Source organism: Spiroplasma endosymbiont of Amphimallon solstitiale (assembly GCF_964030965.1).
Taxonomy (GTDB): domain Bacteria; phylum Bacillota_I; class Bacilli_A; order Mycoplasmatales; family VBWQ01; genus Spiroplasma_E.
The window spans coordinates 1,362,314-1,386,493 of sequence record NZ_OZ034999.1 but is presented as its reverse complement, the minus strand read 5'-3'; the positions used below and the strand labels follow the sequence as shown (position 1 = coordinate 1,386,493).

The following is a 24,180-nucleotide window of genomic DNA, read 5'->3' as shown; positions in this document are numbered from 1 at the left end:
TAATTATGTTAAATGAAAATGAAATGAAAGAAGGTAATACTATGGAAGAAAAAGAAAAAGATGAACAAGAAGAAACTAAGGAAGAAGAAGTAAAATCAGAAGAAAATACTGAAAAAGAATCTGAATCTGAAGATAAAAAAGAACCAGAAAAAGAAGAATCTAAAGAACCAACTTTAGAAGAAAAATATAAAGAATTAGAAGAAAAATATAATGCTTTATATAAAGAAAAAACCTTTAATTTTGTAGAAAAGTAATGATACATGATAAAGTGTTATTTTTAGAGAATTTTTACACTAAATAATGTTACTTTTAACAAATTTTTAATTAAAAATAATATTTTAAGTGTAAATTGATGAATAATTTTTGATCATCCATACTTTTCTACATAATTAAAAGAAAAAACTGATAAAGATAGAGAAATTAGACATTCAGAAAGTTATAAAAAATATGATTTATCAGAAGAAAATATTAATTTATTAAAAAGATATCTTGGAGATAAAGAAGATATTGAAGAAGAATTATCATTATTAAATAAAGATTTTCCGCATTTATTTAATAAAAATAAAGATACAAATATTAGTTCTTCTTTAGATGTAAAAGATAAATTTAAAGAAGAAAAAGAAGATGAAGTAGATACTAGAAAAATAGGAATGGTAGGTTAAAAATATGGCAATTATTACAACACAATCAACAACAATTAATGACCCTAGTAATCCAACTGGTAAATTAGATTTATCAGTAAAATATATTAAAAATTTAAAAGTTTTATTATCAAAAAGAGTAGCATTAATTAATGCAACAGTAGAAAATAGAGAACAATTAGATGCTGGTACTGCTATTTATAATATTACTAAAAGAAATCCTACTGAAGATTATACAGCAGGTGCTGGTGCCAATAATCTAACAGCAGTGAATACAATACAAATTCTTTTAGATAAGAAAAAAGAAATTAATTTTGAAGAAGAAACACTTGATTTAAAAAGATTAGGTGCAAGATATGAAGATGGTAATGTTATAGTATCAGATAGTTTAGCATCTAGTTGAATTGATGCAAAAGCAAAATCAGTAGAAATATATTTAGTTGCTAAATTATTATCTTTAGCAGTTAAAACAGCTAAAGATAATGGAATTATTAATATTGCATTACCAAGTAATCCTAAAATAGATGATTATCGTATGCTTTTATGATTAAAAATATCAAATACATTAGCAACATTAAAAGCAAGAATTACTGATGAATATATTGGTACAGATGAAGAAGATTATGTATTATGAGTATCTAGTTTTTTTAAACCATTAGTATTATTATCAACTACAACATTAGGTAGTGATAGTGCTTCACAAGCATTAAAAGATGGGAAAATTGTAGAAATTGGTGGTATTAAAATTATAGAATGTCCATGATTAGGTAGAAATTATCCTGCTGGAGTTATTGATAAACAAGAATCATTTAATTTTTTAGGATGTGATGCTGTATTAGTACATAAAGAAGCATTAGCATTTCCATTTAATCGTGGTCAAGATAATACTTTTGTTTTACAAACGAATGGTAATGTTAAAAATTTTCATAAGTTTTTAGTTTCAGAAGGCAAAGCATTAAGACCAGATTTAGTTAAAGGATTTACAGTTACTTCAAGTATTGATATTGCAACAGCAATTGAGTTTACGAATTTAGGAAAAATAACTATGGCTGGTGATGCTCCAACTGCAGATGAAGTTGAAAAAGCAGTTATTGCTAAAAATCCTAATTATCGAAAAGGTAATGCTAATTTTTCAGATTTAACAGCAACAAGTGCTAATGTTGAAGGTAAATCTTTATATGATGGTTCTTTACAAGTAACTTTTACAAAGAAGTAATTTAAATGCCTATTATATTACTTTTAAGAATGATATTAGAAACTGCTGTTACTGATATACAAACTGCTGAATTAATAGAAAAATTTAAAAAAAGTAATTCATTATTTAATAGTTTTTTAAAAAATCCAGCAGGAATATTAAAAAATCAATTAATGTCAAAAGTATTAGGACAAGGTAAATCTCAAAAAGAATTATCTGAATTTCAACAAGTTTTACAAAAATTAACTAATTTACCAGTTATACATAAAAAAATAATGACACATATTACTAATAATAATATTGCAAAATTACAACATATTCAAAAACAATATTTAACTGGTAAAGGATTAATGGCACAAGGTAAAGAAATTATTATGAATGCTTTAACACAAGAAAATTATGATTCTTTGATTGGAGTTTATGTAAATCTTTCTAGTAGTGCATTAGCGGGTGGTATGTGAACTCCAGTAATACAACAACAATCTGGTACTTATGGTATTGCTACATTAACATATAGAACTAATTTAAGTAAATCATATGATTACTTTATGATATCAAAAGAAATGTGAATTGATATGTGTAAAGCAACTGGTGCTTACGGTACCGGTGCTAATTCAGTACTTATAAGACAGTATTATCATGGTGGATTAGATAAAGAAGATAAAGAATACTTAGCACGTAGAAATTCTAAAAATATAGGTAAAAAAGTAATTCAACAAAAGAAATATAAATCAGTTATTGGTGTAGTTAATAAATCACAAGCAGTACAAGGATATGGAAGGTATAAAGATTATGGAAAACAAAAATAATATTGATTGAAATGTAAATTTAAATTATATTACAAAAGATGATTTAAAAACTATATATGGTTTTATACCAGATGCTGACCAAACTACTACTGATAATACTAAAACTGATTTAACAATTATGGCAATTGCTATATCAAGTGAAAGAATTAATACTATTACTGGTAATCAAATTGAAGTAATAGAATTTAAAAATCTTAATGAAACTCAACAACAATTAGTTAAAAGAGCAACAGCAAGAATGACTATATATTATTTAACTGATGGAATGGCATTTATAAGAAGTAGTGTATCTATTAGTGGTAATGGTTTATCAAGTAGTATTAGTCCACCAAGTGAACCAGATTATGTATTAATGGAAGTGTATAATTTATTACAACAAGCAAATTTACATATACCAAGAAAAGCAATTAATAATAGTATTTCATGTAATACAGATAATTTTAATACTCCTAGTATTTTTGATGAAAGTGATAGAAGAGTTATTACTTGAGATTCTGGAAATAAAACATTTTTACAAAAAATGGGATTAATTGAAGGTACTGGTATAAAAATAGATGATGTTAGTGATACTATACCTAAATTAAAAATTCATGTTGATAGTAATATTGATTCATTATGAGAAGTTAATAAAGATAATCCTAATTTTATTAATTCAAAAGATAATAAAGGTATTATTGCTAATAGTAAAAGAATAATTGATGTTGGTACACCTACTTTTGAAACTGATGGTACAAATAAAGAATATGTTGATAATTTAATAGAACAAAAGCAAGATAAATTAATTGCTGGTGAAAATATTAAGATTGATGAAAAAACTAATACTATTAGTGCTAATGGTGAATCATTATGAGAAATAGACCCAAATAGTTCAAATATTATTCAACCTAAAGAAAAAAGATTAATTACTGCTAATAATAAAAGAATTGTTAATATAGGTGAACCAGAACAAGATAAAGATGCAACTACAAAAAAATATGTTGATGATAAAGTAAATACTAAACAAGATAAAGAAATATGAAAAGTAATAAGTAAAAGTAAAAATAATCGTGAATGAGATACGTTTGAAATTAATTTTAATACTGTATATAGAGTAATTATAACATTAGATGAATTACCAGTAAATCAAGCAAATATAAAGCATAAAGTAGAATTTAAAACTGGTAATTATTTAGGTGGAGATTATTTACTTGCAAAATTTAAAATTAAAGATGAAGATGTAATATTAACTTTAACTGTTAGAGAAAGTAGTTTTAATTGTAGTTTATATTTAAAAGGTGGAGATATTAATTATGGTGCTATTCTTTCATTAGAAGAATTACAAAATACAATTAAAGTTGATGTTACACCAAAAATAAAAATTAATTCAAAAAGTTTAGAAACAAATGAAGTTGAAGAAAATTGTTGAGATATTGAATTACCAAATAATCCAACACCAAGTCCAAATAATCAACAATGAAAAGATGTAGGAACAAGAGAAAAAAATAAATGAGATAATTGACAAATTACTTATGATTTTATAGTTAATAAACATTATAGAGTTTATTATTCTTGAAGTATATATAATCCAGTTTATACTATTCAAGAATTTATTATAACGGATAACAAAATTGCTGGTGTACCAATACAAACCTTTAATGATAGTGTTAATATAGTAATTTTATCAGTTCAACATGCAAAATTAATTACTATTTATAGTGGAAAAGGTAATTTAAAAGGTAATATATGAAAATTAGAAGAATTGTAGGAATAAAATTATGATTTTTAAAATTATAAAGATTATTTTAGGTTTAATTGGAGTTATATTATCTTCTGCTGTTGCTGGTTTAATTATTTTTGTTATTGTAAAAATTGTATTTAAAATTAATCAAATATTTTAGAAAGGTGGTGATTAATATAATGGATACAAGTTTAATTATAATTATTGCTAATGCTTGTATTAGTGGTGGTTATGTATTAGTAAAATTAGGAAGTGCTTTAATTTCTTTTGGAAAATCATTAAAAGACCCTAATAAAAAAGCACTTAAAAAACAAAATAAAATTAATAAATTACAAAGTAAATTAAATTCTATTAATAAACAAACAGAAGTAAAAAGTATTTATTAATAAAAAATGCCTATTAAAGGCATTTTTACTTATTTATAAACTCATATGATTATAATCTCAATTTAATGAAGCATTATCTAAAAGTACATCACTCATATTAGCGCCATATTGACTACTTGTTTCACTATTAATGGTAAGAGGCTTTTTAGAAATCTGTGTATCTTTGTTTTACAAAGTACTAGTTCAGATTAATTCTGTCTTCAAATTTTATCATAAAATGAGCAATTGCTGTATTTCAATTTTGAATAGGCAATGTTCATTTTTTTGTTATATTTTCAATTGCTAAATAAAATATTTTAAAAACTGACATATCATTAGGAAAAGCTTTTTTGTTTCTAATAACTTTTCGTAATTGACTATTAACAGATTCAATAGCATTTGTTGTATAAATTACTCTTTTGATTTCTGCAGGATAACTAATAAAAATCATCAAATTTTCTCAATTTTTATATCAAGATTTAGCAATTTGGGGATATTGTTTATTTCATTTACTTTCAAATGATTCTAAAGCTTGCATTGCTTGTTCTTCACTACATGCACTATAAATTGGTTTTAAATCTGTAACTAGAGTTTTTCGATGTTTGTATGAAACATATTTTAAACTATTTCGAATTTGATGAACAATGCATAATTGATGTTCTGTTTTAGGATAAACTGCTTGTATTGCTTCTGACATGCCTGTTAAATTATCACTACAAGCAATCAAAATATCATTTAAGCCTCGATTTTTCATTTCTGTGAAATTAGCTAATCAAAATTTAGCACCTTCATTTTCACTAATTCATAAGCCTAAAACATCTTTTTTACCTTCTAAATCAACTCCTAATGCTATATAAACTGATTTATTAATAATCCGTTTATCTTGTCGAACTTTAACTACTATACAATCAAAATAAACAATCGGATAAATGCTTTCTAATGGTCGATTTTGTCATGCTTTGACATCATCAATAACATCATCAGTAATTTGACTAATAACACTTTCACTAATATCAGCACCATGATATAACTCTTGTAACTGCATTCTAATGTCAGATAGAGTCATACCTTTTGCATATAGTGAAAGCACTTGTTGATCAAAACCATCAAATCTTCGCTGTCTTTTTGCAACTATTACAGGAGTAAAATCACTATTGCGATCTCTTGGTACATCAATCTCAATTTTACCTTGTTGAGTTATTAATTTTTTTGAACTTGTACCATTACGAGCATTTTCAGTATTACTATGTTGATTTTTTTCATATCCTAAATAATTTTGCATTTCAGAATTCAACATTTTTTCAACTAAACGTTTTGTTAATTCTTTATATAAACCCCCTTCTTTAAAAACTGTTGTTAAATCTTCAGTATTTTCTAATAATAAATCTACTGCTTTTGATATTGGATCATTATTATTAATATTTTGTTTTTTAGCCATCTGTAACTCACTCTTTCTAGTCATTTAATTATATTTACTAGAATTAATTAAACATAGTTATTTTTTTTAATTATGTAGAAAAGTATGGATGACCAAAAATTATTCATCAATTTACACTTAAAATATTATTTTTAATTAAAAATTTGTTAAAAGTAACATTATTTAGTGTAAAAATTCTCTAAAAATAACACTTTATCATGTATCATTACTTTTCTACAAAATTAAAGGTTATTTTTGTAAGTTACACAGATTACTAAACATTGCCAATGGTAAATCTATTATCATTTATTAATCTTCTTGTTTCATTATTAAATGCTGTTTCTTGCATTTCTTGAATATGATTTGTAGTTTCCATTGGTAATAAATTATGAATAATTTCACTTGCTCCAGCAACTATTGTCGGAACTGCATAAGCATTATTAAAATCATTATTTATCCCCATTGCAACACCACTTGAAATTAAACAACCACCAGTTGCCATATTACATATCTTTCTTATATTTTCAAATCTATTCGGTATTAATTCAGTAAAAGCACTAATAAGATTTGCAAAAGCAAAAGCATTTAATGAAATATAAGTATCTCAATCCATGAAATTATTATCATTATTAGTATTAATATTAAATAATAAATCTGGTGGAAATGGGTCAACAGTAGTTGTAGGAATTGGTGTTGTTGGAATAATAGGATTAATATTATTTTCGTTTCATTTAATATAATTTGTTATAAAAGTTGTACTTAAACCAATTGTTATTTTTTTAAATATATTAATTAATTTATTTTTAGGTGTTGGATGTTGATTAATATTTCAAATATCAATTCCTAATTTTTTACTAAAAAATAAAGCATTAATACTTCCTAATATTGGATAATTTAATAAATGTCCATAATATGAACTTATACCTATCATTGCTGATAATGGTGATATTCCCGTTCTTATTAATTTTAATAAAGTATAATTTGAATTTGTAGTTTCTGTATTTGGCATTTTCTATTCTCCTTTTATAATAATGTTCATAAGTTTATAAATTAAATAATTGTTATAAAAATTACATTCTTTATAATCTTCTGTTAAATATATTAATAACTCCATATTATTCATGATTAACTTTCTTTTATAAATTTAAATTGCATATTTCCAATAGTATCTCTATTATTACCAACTATAATTAAATATCCAGTTTGATTATTTTCTAATATTCATGAATAAAAAATATCTTGTGGATATAATTTTGGATATAAATTTAATGCTAATAAATAACATAAAGCATCTTCTTTATTTTTTAATAAACTTACTGTTGGACATTTTATTTCTTTTGGACTTTTGTCATTATAAAATCATTCAGTTCTAATATTTCTCATTATTTCACATCCTTTTATGAACTCATCAGCACCGTAATAAACGGTGGACTATAGAATTATAATGTTATCCAAATTTTTAATAATTCTATAGTTTCGTTCTGTATAGATATAAAATTTAGGACTTACATTGACATATTTTAAGCAAGAATAAAAAATAGGGAATAGGAGTTAGAAAGGATATATGTCAAATGCCTAAATATTAATTATTTTCAATATTAATATCATCAATATTTATATTGATAGTTATTCCAACTAAATTTTTTAATTCTTTTAATTTATCTATTATTTCTAAAATATCTTGTTTAGTCATTATCAAATTCACCATTTTTAATTTTTTCATAAATTATTTTTAAAGTATGTTGTGCTGATAAATTATAATTTTTTAATGCTTCTTCTATTGGTAATTTATAATATTTATTAATCTCATTTATTAAATAATTATTTAATTTTTCTTTATTCATAATGAATTTACCTTTCACTAAACTTCAAAATTTTCTATAATTTCTTCTTCTTTTTCTAATTCTTTTAATTTAGATAAAGTAGAATTTATATCAGTATTATCAATATTATTATTTGAATTAATAATTTTAACTTCATCACCAGTATTATCCTTATATGCAATAGTTTCTTCATCAATTACTACACCTTGGTCTAATTGAAGTGCCAAATTAATATCATCTTGATTATTTAATACTATAATTGGTGTTTTATTAATTTCACGAATTAATGCTTTAACTACTGTTTTTAAAGCCATTTGGTCAAATGCAGAAGTTCATATATGATTTAATTTTCATTCTTGACTTTTTTTATTATAAGTTTTTCCATATTTATCTTTATGTTGATTAATTTCTTCAACAGTCATTCCTTTATAAAAATTATTAATTTTACCATTTTTATCTAAAAGTGAAATATAACAATAATAACCAATAGTATTAATTGTTTTTCTTTCAAAAATTAATGCTGGATTAATTTCTCATTTATTATTTTCTTTATTAAATTTATGTGCAGTTGTTATTTTTTCTCTTTGAAAATCAACAACTAATCCAGTTCTTTGTAATAATGTTAATCAACCATCTTCTTGAATTTGAACTTGTAATTCATCACCATAAGGAATTAATGCTAATTCTTTTTTAATTGGATTAATTGAAAGATTTAATTTATATAAATTAATTAATGCATTAATTAAACTTTGTGTATTCATATTTTTTAAATCTTTACTAGAATTTATAATCATTTCATAATAATTTCTAAATTTTACATATTCTTCTTTATTACTTTTAATAAAATTAGGAATTTTTAATTCATTTTTATTATTACTCATTAGTTGATTCTCCTTTTTTATTTAATAATTCTAAAATTTCATCTAATTTTTTATTAATTTTTCCTAAATGTTTTAATAAAATTAAAATTGATTTATCCATACCAGAACTTTTTTTATCCATAAGTTGCTCCTATCATTTTTTAATTGTTTTAAATCTATTATCTAAATGTACTTCAATATTTTTATTAGGATTAACTATTAAATGACTATTAATAACAATTCAATTATTTACATTACTATCTAATTTTTTAGGTAATTTATCAAATTCAATTGAATTACAAGAATAAATAATTTTTTCTTTAATTGATTTTTCATTAATCATTTTTATCATTCTTTTCTAATCTAAATTTAAAAATAAAATCTATATCATTTTCTTCAAATTCTTTTTTTACAATTTTATTTCAATTTTTATATTGAATTTCATTTTTAAAACTTAATAATATACTTAATAAGTTATTTTTTACTTCTTCATAATTTCATTGTTCATCTGTAATTACTGATGTAGCACAAACAATTTTTTTTACTTTTCTATTCATTCTTTAATTCTCCTAAATCTGTAAAAATTCTTGTTTTTAATAAAAATAATTCATGTTTAATTTGATTTCTAATTTCAATTTTTATTTCTTCATCATATACTTCTTCTATTAATTCAGTTAAATATTTAATATTTTCTTTAATTTCATTTGTTTCTTTTTTAATCATTTTTATTTTCTCCTTTAAAATATTTTGTTTTTGCATTAAATCATTCAATTAATAATTCACTGGTTATTTCAATTTCTATTGTTTCTTGATTATTTTTATTAGTTAAATAAACATAAGTTTTATTACATGGACTTATATCATTAGCAAGTAACATACAATAATAAGCAGTTAATTGTAATTTAATTCTTTTTAATTTATCTTCATCAATACAAGCATAAGTTTTATAATCTACTAAATAATATTTATTTTCTTTTTTATTTAAATAAACTAAATCGGGTGTTCCAGCAATTACATTATCATTAATAGGTTTTTCAATAATAAATTCATAATTATTTTTATCTTTAAATTTTTCTTTTAAAAACATAAGTGATTTTTTACAATAAGAATAATTTATATTATTAGTTACTGGTTTTAATTTTTTTAATAAATTATTAATTATATTTTCTTCATTAATATTTTGTAAATATAATTCATTAAGTTTATGAACTCATTTACCACGAACTGAAGCATTTTTTAATACTTCTGGTGCTATATGACTATATCCAAAACCTAAATAATTATCAATAATTCTAGAAACTGATATTAATTCTTTATCTTCTAAAAAATATTGATGAGTTTCTTTTTTAAAAATTAATTTACTCATATTTATTTCTACCTATTAATAATCAAAAACATTTATTACATAATCTATTACCAAAAGAAGATTGTTTTCTACATTTATCACAAGAACCAATCATTCTATATTCTCTATATTCCATAAATATTAATCCTTTCAATTAATGTTTAGAAGCAATAATTATTAATGTTAAAATCATAATAATAATTCCAATTGTTAAAAATATAATTCTACTTTTTCATGATTTTTTATAAAATTCTTTTTGCTCTTCAATTAATTCAATTTGTTCTTTTAATAATTTATTTTGTAATTTTTCATTTTCTTTTTCTTCTTCCATTTTTAATATTTCCTTTCTTTTTTTTCATATCAAATTTCTTTTAAATGTAATCCTAATTTTCAACAATAAATACAAATAACTTTATTATTTTTATCTTGTAAAAATATATTTTTAAAATAAAATAAATGTTTCATTCTAAATTTTTCACAATAACTACAAAAATATCTTTGTTCTTTAAAATTATGTTTCATATTTTTTCCTTCTTTAACTTTAATATGTTAATATATATTTGATAGAGTATGTATATATATAAAAAACCCCCTATTTTCTTAAATAATACAAATGTAATTGTTAATTAGATTAATGGGTTCTTTACTGAGCCATAATAAGGCTATTCAAATTAATCTATAATTACATTAAGCGATACAGTGTAACATTTTAACTTGCTTAACATTAAATGCTCTTTTATTCTGATATAGAAGTATTTACATAAAGTACTCACTATTAGACTTCTACGACAGTTTTATGAAGTTTTAATCTTTTAACAAAAAAAGAACGATAGTTATATCGTTCTTTGTTATCCAATTATGAATCTAAGGGTTAAAGTGATGCGCCCGCTATTGCTTGAATAATACCTTCACTTTTAAATATTGGTTTAATATCTTTATTATTTTCACTAATATAATAAATAATACCTTCATTATTAGCGGCATAAACATTGCCTTTTTGATCACTAGTTATTGATTGAATTAGACCACTAGTTCCTTCCAATTTTGAAAATGTTTCATGGTTATTAACCAAACAATTTTTAATTAATTTGTTATTAGAAACATTAGTATTAATTAAAAGCATAGTCCCTGAACTAGCAAAAAATGTTATAGTAAACATTGTTAATAATTTTTTAAAATGCATAAGTTATTTTTCCTCTTTTACTTTTTTATTATTTTTTTTAAATATTTATGTTTTTTATTTTATAAATTAATATCTACAAAAATATATCTTTTGTAGATATTAATTTAAGTTTATAATTGAAAAAATTAATATACAACATTCTTTTAAGTGTTCTATTTTTATTAGAAAGTATTAATAAAAAAGGACACCTAAAATATAATGTTTAGTTCTCATCAGTAGTAGTTTTATTTTTTAATGATGAAGAATTATTAACAACTAATTTAATTTTTTTATTTCCAACTTCATTTTTTGCATCTTTATGATCATGTCATCAATTAAGTAACAATGATAATGGTACTAAAATAATAATAAATATTAATAAACAACCAATACTTCATAAAATAGTCATTGGATTAGGATTAATAAGAATTTCTCTTAATCCTTTTATTGCATAACTAAATGGTAAAAATTATACATTACTTGAAAAAACTTGGGTTCTAATTCAACAGGAAAAGTACCACTTGATGAAGAAAGTTGTAGTATTAAAAGAATAACAATTAAAAATCTACCCAAATCATGATTACGAAACATGTGAGCAATTGATTGAACAACCAAATCAAAAATAATTGTTATTAATCACATGTATAAAAACATTTGTCAAAATCGTTGTCATAAATCAATATTATTAAATAATAGTAATAATGAAGTTACTAAAATTGTTGACTGAATTAAACCAAAAATAATCATTCATGCTGATTTAGCTAAATAGTTTGATCAAAATTTAGTTTTTGGAATATCTTTATTTCTAATAAAAGTAAAAGTTAATAATAAAGTACCTACTCACATTCCAATACACATGAAATATGGACCTAAACCAAATCCATAAGGAGATTTATCTTTTAATTATGTAGAAAAGTATGGATGACCAAAAATTATTCATCAATTTACACTTAAAATATTATTTTTAATTAAAAATTTGTTAAAAATAACATTATTTAGTGTAAAAATTCTCTAAAAATAACACTTTATCATGTATCATTACTTTTCTACAAAATTAAAGGATTTATCTTGACCTTCAATATTAATATTAAAATTAATAAAGTTAATAGGTGCCAATAAAGTATGATTCATTCAATAATCATGTTCTAAAACTTTAATATGTTTAATATCTCCATTGCTTGTTACACTATCAATATTAGTATTAAATTGTTCAGCATGAGGACCTAAACCAGGAACAGCAATTGAAAGAATACCATAAATTTCTTTTAAAATTGGTTGTAAATGCTGATAACCTGAATCAGAAGCATCCTTTAATTTTGTAGAAAAGTAATGATACATGATAAAGTGTTATTTTTAGAGAATTTTTACACTAAATAATGTTATTTTTAACAAATTTTTAATTAAAAATAATATTTTAAGTGTAAATTGATGAATAATTTTTGGTCATCCATACTTTTCTACATAATTAAAAGAAGCATCTTTATCTCAATAATCAAATACTTGATCACTAATAACAACAGGTAAAAACTTACTAAAAATATTATCTTTTAATGCATTTAAAGCAAAATCATTAATTTCACCTAAAATCGGACTAACTTTATATGAAGCTTGTAAACTAATTTTTGGTCTAATAGTAATTTGATTAATAAGATTCCAAATTCTTTCTGGAGTTTTAATATTTTCAATAACTACTTTAAAAGCTTTTTTAAAAAAATCATTAAAATCCTTAGTAAAACAAGTATCAATAATAATTTCAGTTAAAAAAGTTTTGTCATTTTGATGTTGATAATAACTTTTTCAATCATCATAATAATAAACAGTAAATGTTTTTTTCTCATTGTTAATTTGTAAATCATTAATTTTAAATTCATAAGCACCACTACTATTAGGATTTTCATTATCCAAATTTAAATTATGTCGATTAATAACACGATTAATTCCTACTGCAGAACTATCGTTATTAACTAAAGCAATTGGTAAACGATTAATATTTCCCAATGGATTAAAAAAAGCTCATAAAGCAATAAAAGCATATAAAAATGGAATAAAACATAGTGCAATACTTTTAATAATTGTTCTTTTATTTTTATAAATGTGTTTAGTCCCCACTGCTTTAAAAACCATTTTAAATTCTTGAATAGCAATTTTAAATTTATTTAAAATTTTCAACACTTTGTTACTCCTTAATAGATTATCTTTAATAAATTTAGTTATAATAATAATAATATAAATACATTTGATAAAAAGGGAGAAAAAATATTATGTTGCAATTAACAATTAAAGGTAAACCCGTTCATATTAAAAATGAAATAATCAAAGTTGGAGATACTTTATCATTTTCTGCAGTTAATAAAAAAATGGATAATATGAATTTAGAACAATTCACTAATAAATTTAAAATTATTTCTAGTGTACCAAGCATTGATACTAAAACTTGTGCTTTACAAACTATACACTTTAATAAAGAGGCTACTAAATTAAAAGATTTAGTTATCATTACTATTTCCAAAGATTTACCATTTGCTCAAAGTCGCTTTTGTGAAAAACTAAAAATGAATAATAATTTTCATATTTGAAGTGATTATCGAAATAATGAAAATAATTTTAGTAATACTACTAATTTATTAATTGATGAAATCCAATTATTAGCGCGTACTATTATCATTGTTGATAAAAATAATAAAGTTATATATTTACAAATTGTTAAAGAAGTAACATTAGAACCAAACTATGATGAAGTTCTAAAATTTATTAAAACTTTAACATAAAAAAAGTTAGGTAATATTTTTAAAATAAGTATTACCTAACTTTTTTTATTTATCAGTAGACTTTTAAAAAACTATTTATTTTGAAAATCAACTACGACTTTTTGAAGTCTTATTTTGTTTTTCAGAATTTTCATTTTCTACTTTTTCTTTATTAGCTTTTTCTATATCTTCACGTGTTAATCTTTTTTCCATATTTGCAACTCTTCGTTTTGCTGATTTATTAAGTTCTTTTTCTACTTTTTCTTTTTCTACTTTATTCATAACTTTATCTCCTTTTTAGATTATAAAGACATTTGTCTCATCTTTCTCTACTTTCTTTTCTTTTACTTTTTCAACATTTATTACTGCATTTTTCATTACATTAGTCATATATGTTTTAGAAAAATTACTATTTTTTAATATATCTTGAACATCAGATTGTCTTTTACCATTACCTGAATTTTTTATTATTGTATGTTCTAAACTAGTAAGTGTTCTTTTTCTTTTTTTAAGTTTTATATAATCATCTAAAGGATAATAATATTTATTAGTTTCTAATATTAAATAACCTCTACGATAAAAATTATTTATTTTACCATATTGATTATTTGGACTTCTTGGAGCAGTTTTAACATATTTATGTTTAGTTTTATCATATATATTTTGATATCAAAAATCATCATATGTTTTTAATAGATTTGTTACATAATTAATACCATTATCTTTAATTGTAATATCAAGTTCATCATAATTAAGTTCATTTTCTAGAAAATTCATAATAATAATATTACCTTTCTAAATACATGACTTTGAGTATAACAATAATTAACTGGTGAGTGTTGGAAAATGATTTAGTTAAAATGATATAATTAATATATAAATATTGAATATAGGTGATATAATATGCCAACAAAAAGAAAAGAATTAGGAAATTATAAATTAAAAATAAGAAAATATTTTTCTTTTAATTATGTAGAAAAGTATTTTAATTATGTAGAAAAGTATGGATGACCAAAAATTATTCATCAATTTACACTTAAAATATTATTTTTAATTAAAAATTTGTTAAAAGTAACATTATTTAGTGTAAAAATTCTCTAAAAATAACACTTTATCATGTATCATTACTTTTCTACAAAATTAAAGGAAAAGTATGGATGACCAAAAATTATTCATCAATTTACACTTAAAATATTATTTTTAATTAAAAATTTGTTAAAAGTAACATTATTTAGTGTAAAAATTCTCTAAAAATAACACTTTATCATGTATCATTACTTTTCTACAAAATTAAAGTATTTTTCTAAAGAAAATCAGCCATATACTAAGCAAGGATTAAACTTAGCATTAGGAATTGATAGAAAAAACATATTTCATTGGCGACACAGAAGCCCAAAATGAGCAAAAAAATTTATCATTGAATACGATAAAGCATGTCAAAAAATAGAAGTTGAACTATTAAAAGGAGCATTAGCAACTCCACAATTAAAATTTGATTATTGAAGATTAGCATTTCCACAAGAAGTAGAAGAAAATAACGAAAAAAGTAATATAATTATTAATATTAGTGAACCTAGAAAAATAGAAAATGATGATTAGAAACCTATAATAAATATAGGTTTTTTTCTTTATTTTAAAGGATAAAAATGATATAATTAATATTAAGGAAACAGTAGCCATTCTGTGAGTTTAGGAGTTAAATATGGAAAACTTTAACTGAGATAAAAATAAAAATTATACTAATGAAGAATTAGAAAATTTATTAGAACAACACCGAAATTTTGTTTATAAAAATACTAAGACTGAATTAGAACCTAAATTAAGTGAATATGAAACAAAAATAAAAGAATATGAAAATAAAGTAAATATATATGAAGAAGAAAAATTATTTAATGGTTTTACAGATAAACAAAAAGAAATGTCAAAATTATTAATGACTTCTAAATATAATAATTTATCAAAAGCAGAAGCTTTAAATAAAATAAAAGAAGATTATGCAGAAATATTTAATAATAATTTACATAATAAAGAAATTAAAAAACAAGAAATTATTAAAAATGAAGAACCTAAACAAGAGTTTTTTAATCCAAAAACACTTTTTGAATTAGATAATAATATTACATCTAAAAATGAAGAATTATTAAAAAATACAGAAGTTGTAGGAGCAAAAACTAAACAAGAAATGATTAAATTTTTAGAATTTTTATTTAGTAAATAATTAAATATTTCTCAAAAGGAGAGATATTATGGCTATTCCACAAGTTCCAACTGGTTTAATTACTGGTGGTAATAATGGAAATAAAGCAATGTTAACTGCTATGGAAGCACAAGTAAAAGGTATACTTTATAATGATGAAAGTATGATGTTTTTAAAAGCAAGTGCAGTTGCAGAACAAATAAGTGAAATACCAGGAGCAGTAGAAGCATATTATCGTATTGGTGAACGTTTACGTTGGGGTTCAAAATATGATGTTATGAATGGAACAATTAAACAATGAACAACATTAAGAACAACTAGTGTTATTTTAGACAAAATATTAGTTATTGATTGAAGAACTGAAGATTTTGATATGAATAGATTTATGTCAAGTCCAATTCCTTTAAAAGCAAATATGTTATCAATATGAGCAGAAAGTGCATTAAGAAATTATTTATTTATACAAGAATGTATTTTTTTACAAGGTATTAAAGATTATTGTATTGCTAAATCACAAGTAATTCCTATTAATATGTTAGAAATGACAGAAGATACAGCAAAAGCAGCATTTTATCAAATTGGAGATAAAATGAATGAATTATTAGGAAATATAACTGAAACTGAAATTGGTACAAATGTAAGTGATTTTATTGGTGCATTAGGATTTACTCCAATGTTACAATTAACAAAAGCATATTTAAGATTAAATTATGGTCAAATTGCTGCTGATACTGTAGCAAGTGGTCAATTATATAAACAATCAGTATTTGGTATGTTTTTATATAAACATATGTTTTTAAATAAAGATATGGTTAAAGATACTAAAACTGGTTTACATTTAGAAAAAACATTTGATTTAAAAAAAGTATTAGGAGTTTTTGTACATAGAAATGCATTTGCACAACCTAATAGTTTTCAAAAAATAGTAAATTTAATTGATAATAATACATTAAATCAAAAAACATTAGGTAAAGCACTTTATGGTATAACAACAGCAATTCGTGGTTGATTATCATTTATTATGGAAAAAATGCCAACTGCTGATGAAATTAAAGAAGCACAAAAACGTTGTTGAACTAATTGAATTAAATTAACTCCAGCAGAAAGAGAAAAATCACCAGTAACATTTAAAATTGCTGATTTTGATGATTTTAGAATTAGTTTAAATGATTTAATTTATTTTAAAAATTTAGGAAAAATTACCATGGCTGGAGCAACTCCTACTAATGATGAATTAGAAACTGCAATAATAAATGCTGGTAATAATGGTTATGAAAAAGGTAAAGCAACATTTAGTAATATTACAAAAACAAGTGCTACTATGACTGGTAATGATAAAGATTATATTGAAGAAATAGAATTAAAATTTTCTAAAAAATAATTATGGAATATATTTATAAATATTTTGATGAAAAAGCACATATTACTATTTATTCACCAAAACCAGAAGATTTAACTACAAGTAATGATATTAGAGCAATTTTATTAGATGAATTTCCTAAATTAAGAAATGATTATTTTATAGTAAGTGATGTACATGATAATTTTGCTATATGTGTTGGTAATAATATAAATTGTCAAGGAACAGTTAGAATTCAAATTAAAAAAACTAATCAATTATTAAAAGGAGAAAATAAAAATGCCACAATATACTGAGACTACACCATTGAGTAATTATACTTTAACTAAATTAATAAGAACTGGTATAAGCCCAATTTGTGCAATGATAGGTACAAGTGCTTATTATGGTCAAGTTATTACCAAATGAAAAATTATTTATAAATATGGATGATTGTTTTATATCTTCATTATTTAATAATAAAAAACAAAAAAATCGTATTCGTACAATTAGTGCAAATAAAGGTAAAGATTTAGAAAAATCTTTTAATTATGTAGAAAAGTATGGATGACCAAAAATTATTCATCAATTTACACTTAAAATATTATTTTTAATTAAAAATTTGTTAAAAGTAACATTATTTAGTGTAAAAATTCTCTAAAAATAACACTTTATCATGTATCATTACTTTTCTACAAAATTAAAAGAAAAATCTACTAAAAGTAGAAACGTTTTAAAAGATAAAAAAATTACTTATATGAAAACTAGAAATGGTCAAAGAATTAAAAGACAAGAATTAATTGATAAAATTTATGAATTTCTTGATTTACAATTTTTTTATAATAAAAGTAGTTTAGTATTTATTGGTGATGGTGCACCTTGAATTAAAACTACTGCTAAAAAAGAAAATATTCCTTATGTAATTGATAGACATCATGCATTTAAAGCACTTAAAAAAGGATTTATTATTAATAGAAAAGTAGATAATAAAAAATTAACAAATGCATATAATTTATTTGTTAATGGTGAATATTATCAATTATTAGATTATTTAAAAGAAAATAATGTAAATGAAGAAATATATAAATATTTTAAAAATAATAAAGATGGTGTTATAAATCAAAAAGAAAATTGAAATCAAGGAGTTTGTGCTGAAAGTGATGTATCACATCTTGTTAAATCTTTAAAAGGATATGGTGCTAAAATTTATAATGATAAAGTACTTGATAATATGCTTATAATTAATTCAGCAAGAATTAATAAGTTAAAACTTTTACTTTAATATTTTAAAACTTAATAAATCTAAACCTAAATAGTTAGGAATTTTCAATTTATAAAAGTTAATAAAATCTATATTAAGACTTGACATTAACCCTATTTAGGGTTATAATATTTATAACAATTAATAATTTAAAGTTGTCTTTTATTTAAAGAAAATTAAATTATAACCTGAATTGTAAAATTAAAAAGGACACTTATATAAAAATTAAATTGTGTTAATTCTATAATTAAGAAAAGAAAGGAATTAGCACAATGTATAAGTATCTGACTATTGAATCAATAAAAGAATATAAAAGTTATGGATTTTCGATTCGTAAAATAGCAAAAGCCATTGATTATAGTAAATCAACTGTACATAGAGTTTGTAGATTATTAAATCAAAACTTATTACCATTAGAAATATTGAATAAAATTCAAAAAAATAAACAAAATGCAGGTAGAAAATTAATAATTTTAACTTTAATAGAAATTAATACTATTAATCATTTGTTAATTACTAAAAATTATGCTCTTGATATAATTGCTAATTTTTTAAAGGAAAATAAAATAAAAAGTATTTCAACAAAAACTTTATATAACATGTTTAAAACAAATCGAATGGGTTTTGATGAAAATAACTTATTGAGAAAAGGAAAAAATAAACCTCACAAACAAAAAGAAACTAGGGGCAGAATTAATAATTGTAAGTCTATTCATGAAAGAAATTTAATCATTCCTAATATTAAAAATATAGAAGAATTTGGTCATTTAGAGGGTGATACTATCATTGGTAAAGATCATAAAAGTTCTATTATTACTTTAGCTGATATATGATCAAAAACCACAATTCCTTTAGCAACTAAAAATAATAAATCAGAAAATATTACAAAAAGTATAATAAAATTTATTTCAAAGTTACAAAAAGGAACAGTTAAAACTATTACTTTTGATCGTGGTAAAGAATTTAGTAAATGAAAATTAATCGAAAAAAATTGTAATGTTAAGATTTATTTTGCAGATCCTGGTAAACCTTGTCAAAGAGGTTTAAATGAAAATAATAATGGTATTTTAAGAAGATATTTACCAAAATCTACAGATCTATCTTCATATAAACAAAAAGATTTAAATACTATAGCATTTCAAATTAATTCTACACCCAGAAAATCACTATCTTATAAAAGACCAATAGATTTAATACAATTATTTTAAAAAACTGTCCCATTTATATTTACAATTCAGGTAACTATTAACTTTATTCACCCTAATTTAACTTACTTTCTTGTTGTCTCATTGATTTATTTAAAGCAATATCTAATATACAATTTGGACAATAATATTTTCTAGTATATAAGTTTTGTAAAACTCTTTTAGGACAAATAACTTGGTCACAAAGTTTACACATATAAATTGCTAAATGAAATGCTTGTTCACATGAACAATTATCATTTTTAGCCATAATTTAATTAACTCCTAACATATTAATAATTATTTAAAATTACCCTTTTAATAAATAACTATTTTCAATTAGAAAGTTTTTTAATATTACCGCTTAAATCAAGTTCAAGTGAATAAAAATTACCAACTTTTAAATCAACAACAGATAAACAATTATTAAAATCACTAGCAAATTCTGGATTATATCATTTATCACGTGTTTGACCAGTTGGCACGCTTGTTTGTTTATTTATTTCTACAAACTTCAAAAAATCAAACTTCAATGTTTGACCTTTATTATTTTTATCGGGAATAACACGCCCTTTTTCAATATTAACTAACTGTACTTTAAACATAAAAAAACTTAACCTTCGCAATTCATTAAAATTTAATTTAATAAGTTAAGCATAGTAGGGTAAACCTATACTTATTAATAATATATCATAAAAATATAAAATTTCAACAAAAATAAAAACTTTGTATTATTATTTAGTGATAATAGTATCTTAATATTAATTTCTAAATTTTTGGTAATTTTAATTAATTAATATATCCATTTGTTGATGGTTGATTTAACAAGTCAATATAATCTATATCATTACTTTGTAAATTTTTATTTATATTAATAATTTCTTTTTTTCAATGAATTTCTTTTCATTTTTCAATTTTTATTTTTTTCTGTTGACATGCAATATCTGCTAATAGTTCTAAATTTTCTAAATTTTCTTGTTTATTTAATCATTCTTTTACCTTGTCAAAAGAATTTAATTTTGCTTGTTCTTTATCAATAAAATTAATTAATTTATTAAACTTTTTATTAATAATTCTTTTTCAAATTATATTTTTCTTCTTATCTTTCATACAAACTATCCTTTCAAAATAAAAACCCATTTACTTTAAAAAATAAAGTCATGGGTTAAAAACTATAATAAAAATGAACATTAATAAGAATTGCGATAATTACTAATGTTCATTAACCATTATATATATATATATATATATATACAAGTAAAATTATAGAAAAAATTAAGTTTTTTTCTAATGTAAGACTTTTTTCTTAAAATCTATTTTCTCAACTTTATTACCAAAAACTTTATCAACCCAAGTCAAAACATCTTTATCTCTTTGAATTAAATAACCTATTTCACTAGTCCGTAAATAATGCTTATGCGATAAAGCACTTAAATATACATATCTTTCGTAATCTTCATACTCTTTAAAATAATCATTTACAACAGTACTTTCAATAATACCACCAATCATAACAGTATTACCATTACTATCTCTCTTTGAGTTTTAAAATAAAATACATTTGTAGAATTAAAACTTGCTTTAATTATATCTCCAATTGTTAATTTCTTAATACCACGAACCACGATAGGATTTTTACAATTACGACTAAAAGCATAAGCCTTTACACCTACATCTGTTTGATTTAAAGACTTAATATCATCTATTGCTTTTGTAACATACTTTCCTAAATATTTAATAACAAATTCATTAGTACCTTTTTTAACTACCATTAAATCATTAAAACCATGAGTTCATCATTCTGCTAACATACTTTTATGTATCTTTCTATTGAAAATTATATGAAAATGTATAGCACCACGAGACTGATACTCATAAACATAAAAATATTTTAATTCTCCTAAATGCGAAAAACGTTTAGGGTCATTTCATAATTTTTGTAATTTAATAAAAAATAAACCAATATCTTTTTTTGCTTTTTTAATATCTTGCATATTATCTTTATAAGTTAAAGTAACAAAACTTAACATTTTACTATTATAAAAATTATGTAATGCTTTTTGAATTAAATTAATTTTAGTACGAACAGTACTATTTCTCAATTTTTGCTTATTACCAACATAACATTTACCTTTTTTATTTCCTATATTAGTTAAAAATGAAATAGGTAATACTATATTTTTCACATAACAAGCATAAAAAACCTTTTTAATATAAAAATCTTGTTGAATATCCATATAAAATTTCGCAATTCTAGGTTTTAAAAACCAATTTTATATATTTTAATAACCAACAAATCTTAACATAAAAAATTATAAAAACAAATAATAAAAGAAAAACGTTACTTAATTAAAGTAATTCTATCATTTTTTTAGAAAAAAATACATTTTATGGTTCACTTTATAAAATGTTACTATATAATTTGATTACAGACCAGTAACATTTTTAAATTGGTTTGAAGATAACGTAGTTATAATAATATCTATAATAGACATTATAATTATAATTCTTAAAACATTAGGAGGAAATCTTTTATGGCAAAAAGTAATTCTAAAACAAAGACAGAAATTATTAAGATAGTGGCGCAAAAGTCTGACGTCACAATTGCCTTAGCGACTAATATTATTGATTTATTTTTTGAAGAGATAAAAGTTGAAGTTGCAAATGGTGGTAAAATTAATATACCAAAATTTGGAATATTTGAAACTATTATTCGTGAAGCAAGAACAGGTCGCAATCCCCAAACTGGTGAATCTATTGTAATTAGTGCTTCTAAAGCACCTAAATTTAAAGCTAGTTCTGAATTTAAAAAACATACTAATCAACAAACAGAAATTTTAGCTTCTTAAATTAAAAATTTTAAAAAATCAAGATAAAATGGATATATAATTTCTAATTTATATCCATTTTGTTCTATTTTTTTATATGTCAGTGCTTTTTTTTGAACTTTTAAAAATTTTAATTTTTCTCAAAAAACTAAGAAAAAGGCATTATGTTGTGAAAAATAAATAATAACAAAACTAATAGCATTAAGATAAAAAGCATTTTCTAAGTATTCAAGTTGATGTTTTTTAAAATTATTTCATGGTAATGTTAAAGACTTAGTACTTTTTGCTTCAAAACATAAATATTTACCATGATAAACTCCATGATAATCAACATTACTTTTTTCTTTAAAAATTTTATTGTTTTGATATAAAATTGGTGGATTTTGTTTAAAAATTAGTGCTTGTTTTTCATTATTTATAATTTCAATAGTATAATTAATTATAGTTTCAAGAAACATTCCACGGTTAGCATAAAACATTATTTTAATTCCCCCTTACATAGAATATTACTAACTTTGGAATAGTTTTCCTTTTAATTAAAGGAGGTATAAATATGAATATTTGTAAAAAGGATATTATAGATAAAGAATTTACTGTTGATTATAAAGGCTATGATTCTAAAGAAGTAGATTTATTTCTTGATTTAGTAGCTACTAATTATGAAATACTAGAAGAATTTGTAAATAAACTAAAAAAGCAAAATGCAATTTTAGAAAATAATAATTACAAGTTACTTAAAGAAATTGATATTTTAAAAACACAAATTTTAGTTTTAAAACAAGAAAAACAAAAATTAGAAGAAAAAGGTGTAGAAAATGTTGATATTATTACGAGATTAAGCAAATTAGAAAGTATTGTACATGAAGAATAAATATGTTATAATTTTTTTCTAAAAGAATAAAAAATGAGCTAATCGCTGCATTAGTATGTAGAGGAAAGTCCACGCTCGCACTTTCTGTGATGAAAGTAATGTTTGTGTTAGAGAAAACAATAACTCTAAGCAGTAATTCTGACGGCTGACAAAAACCTAAGTTTTTATTAAATAAGGTTCTAGTCTATAAAAGTGTCATAGAGACGAGTTTTAAGGAAACTTAAAAGCTGGAACGAGATAAACCCCACAAGCGAGAAACCCAAATTTAGGTAGGGGCATTGGTTTATTAGAAATGAATAATAAACCGAACTATTGTTTACAATAGTAGATAAATGGTTAGCACTTGCAAGAAGCAAGAACAGAACGTGGCTTATGATTTTTTTATTCTTTTTTTGTATTGTAAATTATTTGATTGAAGG

Annotated in this window: 43 protein-coding genes, 1 other RNA gene and 2 pseudogenes; 20 read left to right on the top strand and 26 right to left on the bottom strand. The window is 22.0% G+C overall.

Annotated elements, in window-relative coordinates; translation table 4 throughout:
- Positions 1 to 5: 5 nt before the first annotated feature.
- From AAHH39_RS08675 to AAHH39_RS08650, 6 genes are all read left to right on the top strand, one after another.
- Positions 6 to 254 carry a hypothetical protein gene (locus AAHH39_RS08675; protein ID WP_342217776.1) on the top strand — a complete coding sequence of 83 codons (249 nt, stop codon included), beginning with the start codon at positions 6 to 8 and terminating at the stop codon, positions 252 to 254.
- 412 nt (positions 255 to 666) lie between these two features.
- Positions 667 to 1,857, top strand: coding sequence for a hypothetical protein (locus AAHH39_RS08670; RefSeq protein ID WP_342217775.1), 1,191 nt, complete (start codon positions 667 to 669; stop codon positions 1,855 to 1,857).
- A gap of 5 nt (positions 1,858 to 1,862) precedes the next feature.
- Complete coding sequence (locus tag AAHH39_RS08665) at positions 1,863 to 2,645, top strand: hypothetical protein (protein WP_342217774.1); 783 nt, start codon at positions 1,863 to 1,865, stop codon at positions 2,643 to 2,645.
- On the top strand, positions 2,611 to 4,389 hold the full coding sequence (locus AAHH39_RS08660; RefSeq protein ID WP_342217773.1) for a hypothetical protein: 1,779 nt from the start codon (positions 2,611 to 2,613) through the stop codon (positions 4,387 to 4,389). The genes AAHH39_RS08665 and AAHH39_RS08660 overlap by 35 nt, the downstream gene beginning before the upstream one ends.
- Before the next feature lie 10 nt (positions 4,390 to 4,399).
- Complete coding sequence (locus AAHH39_RS08655; protein ID WP_342217572.1) at positions 4,400 to 4,522, top strand: hypothetical protein; 123 nt, start codon at positions 4,400 to 4,402, stop codon at positions 4,520 to 4,522.
- Positions 4,523 to 4,541: 19 nt separating this feature from the next.
- Positions 4,542 to 4,748, top strand: a complete 207-nt coding sequence (locus AAHH39_RS08650) for a hypothetical protein (protein WP_342217614.1) — start codon at positions 4,542 to 4,544, stop codon at positions 4,746 to 4,748.
- Positions 4,749 to 4,926: 178 nt separating this feature from the next.
- On the opposite strand, the gene AAHH39_RS08645 is transcribed toward AAHH39_RS08650, so the two are convergent.
- The 16 genes from AAHH39_RS08645 to AAHH39_RS08570 form a co-directional block, all read right to left on the bottom strand.
- A complete protein-coding gene (locus AAHH39_RS08645) occupies positions 4,927 to 6,165 on the bottom strand; it encodes an IS256 family transposase (protein WP_342219298.1) in 1,239 nt (412 codons plus the stop codon).
- 253 nt (positions 6,166 to 6,418) lie between these two features.
- Positions 6,419 to 7,153, bottom strand: a complete 735-nt coding sequence (locus AAHH39_RS08640) for a hypothetical protein (protein ID WP_342217772.1) — start codon at positions 7,151 to 7,153, stop codon at positions 6,419 to 6,421.
- A gap of 116 nt (positions 7,154 to 7,269) precedes the next feature.
- Complete coding sequence (locus AAHH39_RS08635) at positions 7,270 to 7,527, bottom strand: hypothetical protein (protein WP_342217616.1); 258 nt, start codon at positions 7,525 to 7,527, stop codon at positions 7,270 to 7,272.
- Between the two features lie 302 nt (positions 7,528 to 7,829).
- Complete coding sequence (locus AAHH39_RS08630) at positions 7,830 to 7,988, bottom strand: hypothetical protein (protein WP_342217554.1); 159 nt, start codon at positions 7,986 to 7,988, stop codon at positions 7,830 to 7,832.
- Between the two features lie 17 nt (positions 7,989 to 8,005).
- Positions 8,006 to 8,848 carry a RecT family recombinase gene (locus tag AAHH39_RS08625; protein WP_342217617.1) on the bottom strand — a complete coding sequence of 281 codons (843 nt, stop codon included), beginning with the start codon at positions 8,846 to 8,848 and terminating at the stop codon, positions 8,006 to 8,008.
- Positions 8,841 to 8,969: a hypothetical protein gene (locus AAHH39_RS08620; RefSeq protein WP_342217618.1), complete on the bottom strand. Its 129-nt coding sequence runs from the start codon at positions 8,967 to 8,969 to the stop codon at positions 8,841 to 8,843. Before AAHH39_RS08620 ends, AAHH39_RS08625 begins: the two co-directional genes overlap by 8 nt.
- 9 nt (positions 8,970 to 8,978) lie before the next feature.
- Entirely contained in the window at positions 8,979 to 9,170 is a 192-nt protein-coding gene (locus AAHH39_RS08615) for a hypothetical protein (RefSeq protein WP_342217619.1), read from the bottom strand.
- Positions 9,163 to 9,384 carry a hypothetical protein gene (locus AAHH39_RS08610; RefSeq protein WP_342217620.1) on the bottom strand — a complete coding sequence of 74 codons (222 nt, stop codon included), beginning with the start codon at positions 9,382 to 9,384 and terminating at the stop codon, positions 9,163 to 9,165. Before AAHH39_RS08610 ends, AAHH39_RS08615 begins: the two co-directional genes overlap by 8 nt.
- Complete coding sequence (locus AAHH39_RS08605; RefSeq protein ID WP_342217621.1) at positions 9,377 to 9,550, bottom strand: hypothetical protein; 174 nt, start codon at positions 9,548 to 9,550, stop codon at positions 9,377 to 9,379. The genes AAHH39_RS08610 and AAHH39_RS08605 overlap by 8 nt, the downstream gene beginning before the upstream one ends.
- A complete protein-coding gene (locus AAHH39_RS08600) occupies positions 9,543 to 10,193 on the bottom strand; it encodes a PD-(D/E)XK nuclease family protein (RefSeq protein ID WP_342217622.1) in 651 nt (216 codons plus the stop codon). The genes AAHH39_RS08605 and AAHH39_RS08600 overlap by 8 nt, the downstream gene beginning before the upstream one ends.
- Positions 10,186 to 10,308 (bottom strand): hypothetical protein, encoded by a 123-nt coding sequence (locus tag AAHH39_RS08595; protein ID WP_342217623.1) that lies wholly within the window; start codon positions 10,306 to 10,308, stop codon positions 10,186 to 10,188. The genes AAHH39_RS08600 and AAHH39_RS08595 overlap by 8 nt, the downstream gene beginning before the upstream one ends.
- An 18-nt stretch (positions 10,309 to 10,326) precedes the next feature.
- Complete coding sequence (locus tag AAHH39_RS08590) at positions 10,327 to 10,503, bottom strand: hypothetical protein (protein WP_342217771.1); 177 nt, start codon at positions 10,501 to 10,503, stop codon at positions 10,327 to 10,329.
- Positions 10,504 to 10,505: 2 nt separating this feature from the next.
- Positions 10,506 to 10,694 (bottom strand): hypothetical protein, encoded by a 189-nt coding sequence (locus AAHH39_RS08585; protein WP_342217625.1) that lies wholly within the window; start codon positions 10,692 to 10,694, stop codon positions 10,506 to 10,508.
- A gap of 349 nt (positions 10,695 to 11,043) precedes the next feature.
- A complete protein-coding gene (locus AAHH39_RS08580; protein ID WP_342217770.1) occupies positions 11,044 to 11,355 on the bottom strand; it encodes a hypothetical protein in 312 nt (103 codons plus the stop codon).
- Positions 11,356 to 11,557: 202 nt separating this feature from the next.
- The gene (locus AAHH39_RS08575; RefSeq protein WP_342217769.1) at positions 11,558 to 11,743 is read right to left on the bottom strand and encodes a hypothetical protein; all 186 of its coding nucleotides are present in this window, start codon (positions 11,741 to 11,743) and stop codon (positions 11,558 to 11,560) included.
- Between the two features lie 35 nt (positions 11,744 to 11,778).
- Positions 11,779 to 12,180 (bottom strand): ABC transporter permease, encoded by a 402-nt coding sequence (locus AAHH39_RS08570; protein WP_342217768.1) that lies wholly within the window; start codon positions 12,178 to 12,180, stop codon positions 11,779 to 11,781.
- Between the two features lie 43 nt (positions 12,181 to 12,223).
- Between AAHH39_RS08570 and AAHH39_RS13430 the strand changes: the two are divergent.
- Positions 12,224 to 12,349, top strand: a pseudogene (locus AAHH39_RS13430) (IS30 family transposase); the annotation flags it as partial.
- 23 nt (positions 12,350 to 12,372) lie between these two features.
- Here AAHH39_RS13430 and AAHH39_RS08565 read toward each other — a convergent pair.
- Both AAHH39_RS08565 and AAHH39_RS08560 read right to left on the bottom strand, forming a co-directional pair.
- Positions 12,373 to 12,672, bottom strand: a complete 300-nt coding sequence (locus AAHH39_RS08565; protein WP_342217767.1) for a hypothetical protein — start codon at positions 12,670 to 12,672, stop codon at positions 12,373 to 12,375.
- Between the two features lie 15 nt (positions 12,673 to 12,687).
- Complete coding sequence (locus AAHH39_RS08560; RefSeq protein ID WP_342217766.1) at positions 12,688 to 13,506, bottom strand: hypothetical protein; 819 nt, start codon at positions 13,504 to 13,506, stop codon at positions 12,688 to 12,690.
- 89 nt (positions 13,507 to 13,595) lie between these two features.
- Here AAHH39_RS08560 and tpx point away from each other — a divergent pair, with 89 nt between their 5' ends.
- The gene (tpx, locus tag AAHH39_RS08555) at positions 13,596 to 14,102 is read left to right on the top strand and encodes a thiol peroxidase (RefSeq protein WP_342217765.1); all 507 of its coding nucleotides are present in this window, start codon (positions 13,596 to 13,598) and stop codon (positions 14,100 to 14,102) included.
- Positions 14,103 to 14,177: 75 nt separating this feature from the next.
- Here tpx and AAHH39_RS08550 read toward each other — a convergent pair whose 3' ends face one another.
- Positions 14,178 to 14,363 (bottom strand): hypothetical protein, encoded by a 186-nt coding sequence (locus AAHH39_RS08550; protein WP_342217764.1) that lies wholly within the window; start codon positions 14,361 to 14,363, stop codon positions 14,178 to 14,180.
- 15 nt (positions 14,364 to 14,378) lie between these two features.
- A complete protein-coding gene (locus AAHH39_RS08545) occupies positions 14,379 to 14,858 on the bottom strand; it encodes a hypothetical protein (RefSeq protein ID WP_342217763.1) in 480 nt (159 codons plus the stop codon).
- A 126-nt stretch (positions 14,859 to 14,984) separates the two neighbouring features.
- On the opposite strand from AAHH39_RS08545, the gene AAHH39_RS08540 reads away from it, so the two are divergent.
- The 9 genes and pseudogenes from AAHH39_RS08540 to AAHH39_RS08500 all read left to right on the top strand — a co-directional run bounded on the left by AAHH39_RS08540 (position 14,985) and on the right by AAHH39_RS08500 (position 20,086).
- A complete protein-coding gene (locus AAHH39_RS08540; RefSeq protein WP_342217762.1) occupies positions 14,985 to 15,182 on the top strand; it encodes a hypothetical protein in 198 nt (65 codons plus the stop codon).
- Positions 15,183 to 15,197: 15 nt separating this feature from the next.
- Positions 15,198 to 15,332: a hypothetical protein gene (locus AAHH39_RS08535; RefSeq protein ID WP_342217761.1), complete on the top strand. Its 135-nt coding sequence runs from the start codon at positions 15,198 to 15,200 to the stop codon at positions 15,330 to 15,332.
- 15 nt (positions 15,333 to 15,347) lie between these two features.
- Positions 15,348 to 15,680, top strand: a complete 333-nt coding sequence (locus AAHH39_RS08530) for a hypothetical protein (protein WP_342217760.1) — start codon at positions 15,348 to 15,350, stop codon at positions 15,678 to 15,680.
- A 103-nt stretch (positions 15,681 to 15,783) separates the two neighbouring features.
- Positions 15,784 to 16,299, top strand: a complete 516-nt coding sequence (locus AAHH39_RS08525) for a hypothetical protein (protein WP_342217759.1) — start codon at positions 15,784 to 15,786, stop codon at positions 16,297 to 16,299.
- A gap of 28 nt (positions 16,300 to 16,327) precedes the next feature.
- Complete coding sequence (locus tag AAHH39_RS08520; RefSeq protein ID WP_342217758.1) at positions 16,328 to 17,659, top strand: hypothetical protein; 1,332 nt, start codon at positions 16,328 to 16,330, stop codon at positions 17,657 to 17,659.
- A gap of 2 nt (positions 17,660 to 17,661) precedes the next feature.
- Positions 17,662 to 17,952, top strand: coding sequence for a hypothetical protein (locus tag AAHH39_RS08515; protein WP_342217757.1), 291 nt, complete (start codon positions 17,662 to 17,664; stop codon positions 17,950 to 17,952).
- 191 nt (positions 17,953 to 18,143) lie between these two features.
- Positions 18,144 to 18,278, top strand: a pseudogene (locus AAHH39_RS13425) (IS30 family transposase); the annotation flags it as partial.
- Positions 18,279 to 18,293: 15 nt separating this feature from the next.
- Positions 18,294 to 18,899 (top strand): hypothetical protein, encoded by a 606-nt coding sequence (locus AAHH39_RS08505; RefSeq protein WP_342217755.1) that lies wholly within the window; start codon positions 18,294 to 18,296, stop codon positions 18,897 to 18,899.
- A gap of 251 nt (positions 18,900 to 19,150) precedes the next feature.
- Positions 19,151 to 20,086: an IS30 family transposase gene (locus AAHH39_RS08500; RefSeq protein ID WP_342217754.1), complete on the top strand. Its 936-nt coding sequence runs from the start codon at positions 19,151 to 19,153 to the stop codon at positions 20,084 to 20,086.
- Between the two features lie 52 nt (positions 20,087 to 20,138).
- Here AAHH39_RS08500 and AAHH39_RS08495 read toward each other — a convergent pair whose 3' ends face one another.
- From AAHH39_RS08495 to AAHH39_RS08475, 5 genes are all read right to left on the bottom strand, one after another.
- Entirely contained in the window at positions 20,139 to 20,333 is a 195-nt protein-coding gene (locus tag AAHH39_RS08495; RefSeq protein WP_342217753.1) for a hypothetical protein, read from the bottom strand.
- A 58-nt stretch (positions 20,334 to 20,391) separates the two neighbouring features.
- Positions 20,392 to 20,667 (bottom strand): hypothetical protein, encoded by a 276-nt coding sequence (locus AAHH39_RS08490; protein WP_342217752.1) that lies wholly within the window; start codon positions 20,665 to 20,667, stop codon positions 20,392 to 20,394.
- 184 nt (positions 20,668 to 20,851) lie between these two features.
- Positions 20,852 to 21,172 carry a hypothetical protein gene (locus AAHH39_RS08485; protein ID WP_342217751.1) on the bottom strand — a complete coding sequence of 107 codons (321 nt, stop codon included), beginning with the start codon at positions 21,170 to 21,172 and terminating at the stop codon, positions 20,852 to 20,854.
- A gap of 177 nt (positions 21,173 to 21,349) precedes the next feature.
- Positions 21,350 to 21,574, bottom strand: coding sequence for a hypothetical protein (locus AAHH39_RS08480; protein ID WP_342217750.1), 225 nt, complete (start codon positions 21,572 to 21,574; stop codon positions 21,350 to 21,352).
- Positions 21,541 to 22,248: a rolling circle replication-associated protein gene (locus AAHH39_RS08475; protein ID WP_342217749.1), complete on the bottom strand. Its 708-nt coding sequence runs from the start codon at positions 22,246 to 22,248 to the stop codon at positions 21,541 to 21,543. The genes AAHH39_RS08480 and AAHH39_RS08475 overlap by 34 nt, the downstream gene beginning before the upstream one ends.
- A gap of 348 nt (positions 22,249 to 22,596) precedes the next feature.
- Here AAHH39_RS08475 and AAHH39_RS08470 point away from each other — a divergent pair, with 348 nt between their 5' ends.
- The gene (locus AAHH39_RS08470; RefSeq protein ID WP_342217748.1) at positions 22,597 to 22,911 is read left to right on the top strand and encodes an HU family DNA-binding protein; all 315 of its coding nucleotides are present in this window, start codon (positions 22,597 to 22,599) and stop codon (positions 22,909 to 22,911) included.
- Here AAHH39_RS08470 and AAHH39_RS08465 read toward each other — a convergent pair.
- Positions 22,908 to 23,369, bottom strand: coding sequence for a Holliday junction resolvase RecU (locus AAHH39_RS08465; RefSeq protein ID WP_342217747.1), 462 nt, complete (start codon positions 23,367 to 23,369; stop codon positions 22,908 to 22,910). The two genes, AAHH39_RS08470 and AAHH39_RS08465, sit on opposite strands and share 4 nt — an antisense overlap.
- A 74-nt stretch (positions 23,370 to 23,443) precedes the next feature.
- On the opposite strand from AAHH39_RS08465, the gene AAHH39_RS08460 reads away from it, so the two are divergent.
- Positions 23,444 to 23,761, top strand: coding sequence for a DivIVA domain-containing protein (locus tag AAHH39_RS08460; protein WP_281749393.1), 318 nt, complete (start codon positions 23,444 to 23,446; stop codon positions 23,759 to 23,761).
- Positions 23,762 to 23,790: 29 nt separating this feature from the next.
- Positions 23,791 to 24,139, top strand: an RNA gene (gene rnpB / locus AAHH39_RS08455) — RNase P RNA component class B.
- The last annotated feature ends 41 nt before the right edge of the window (positions 24,140 to 24,180 follow it).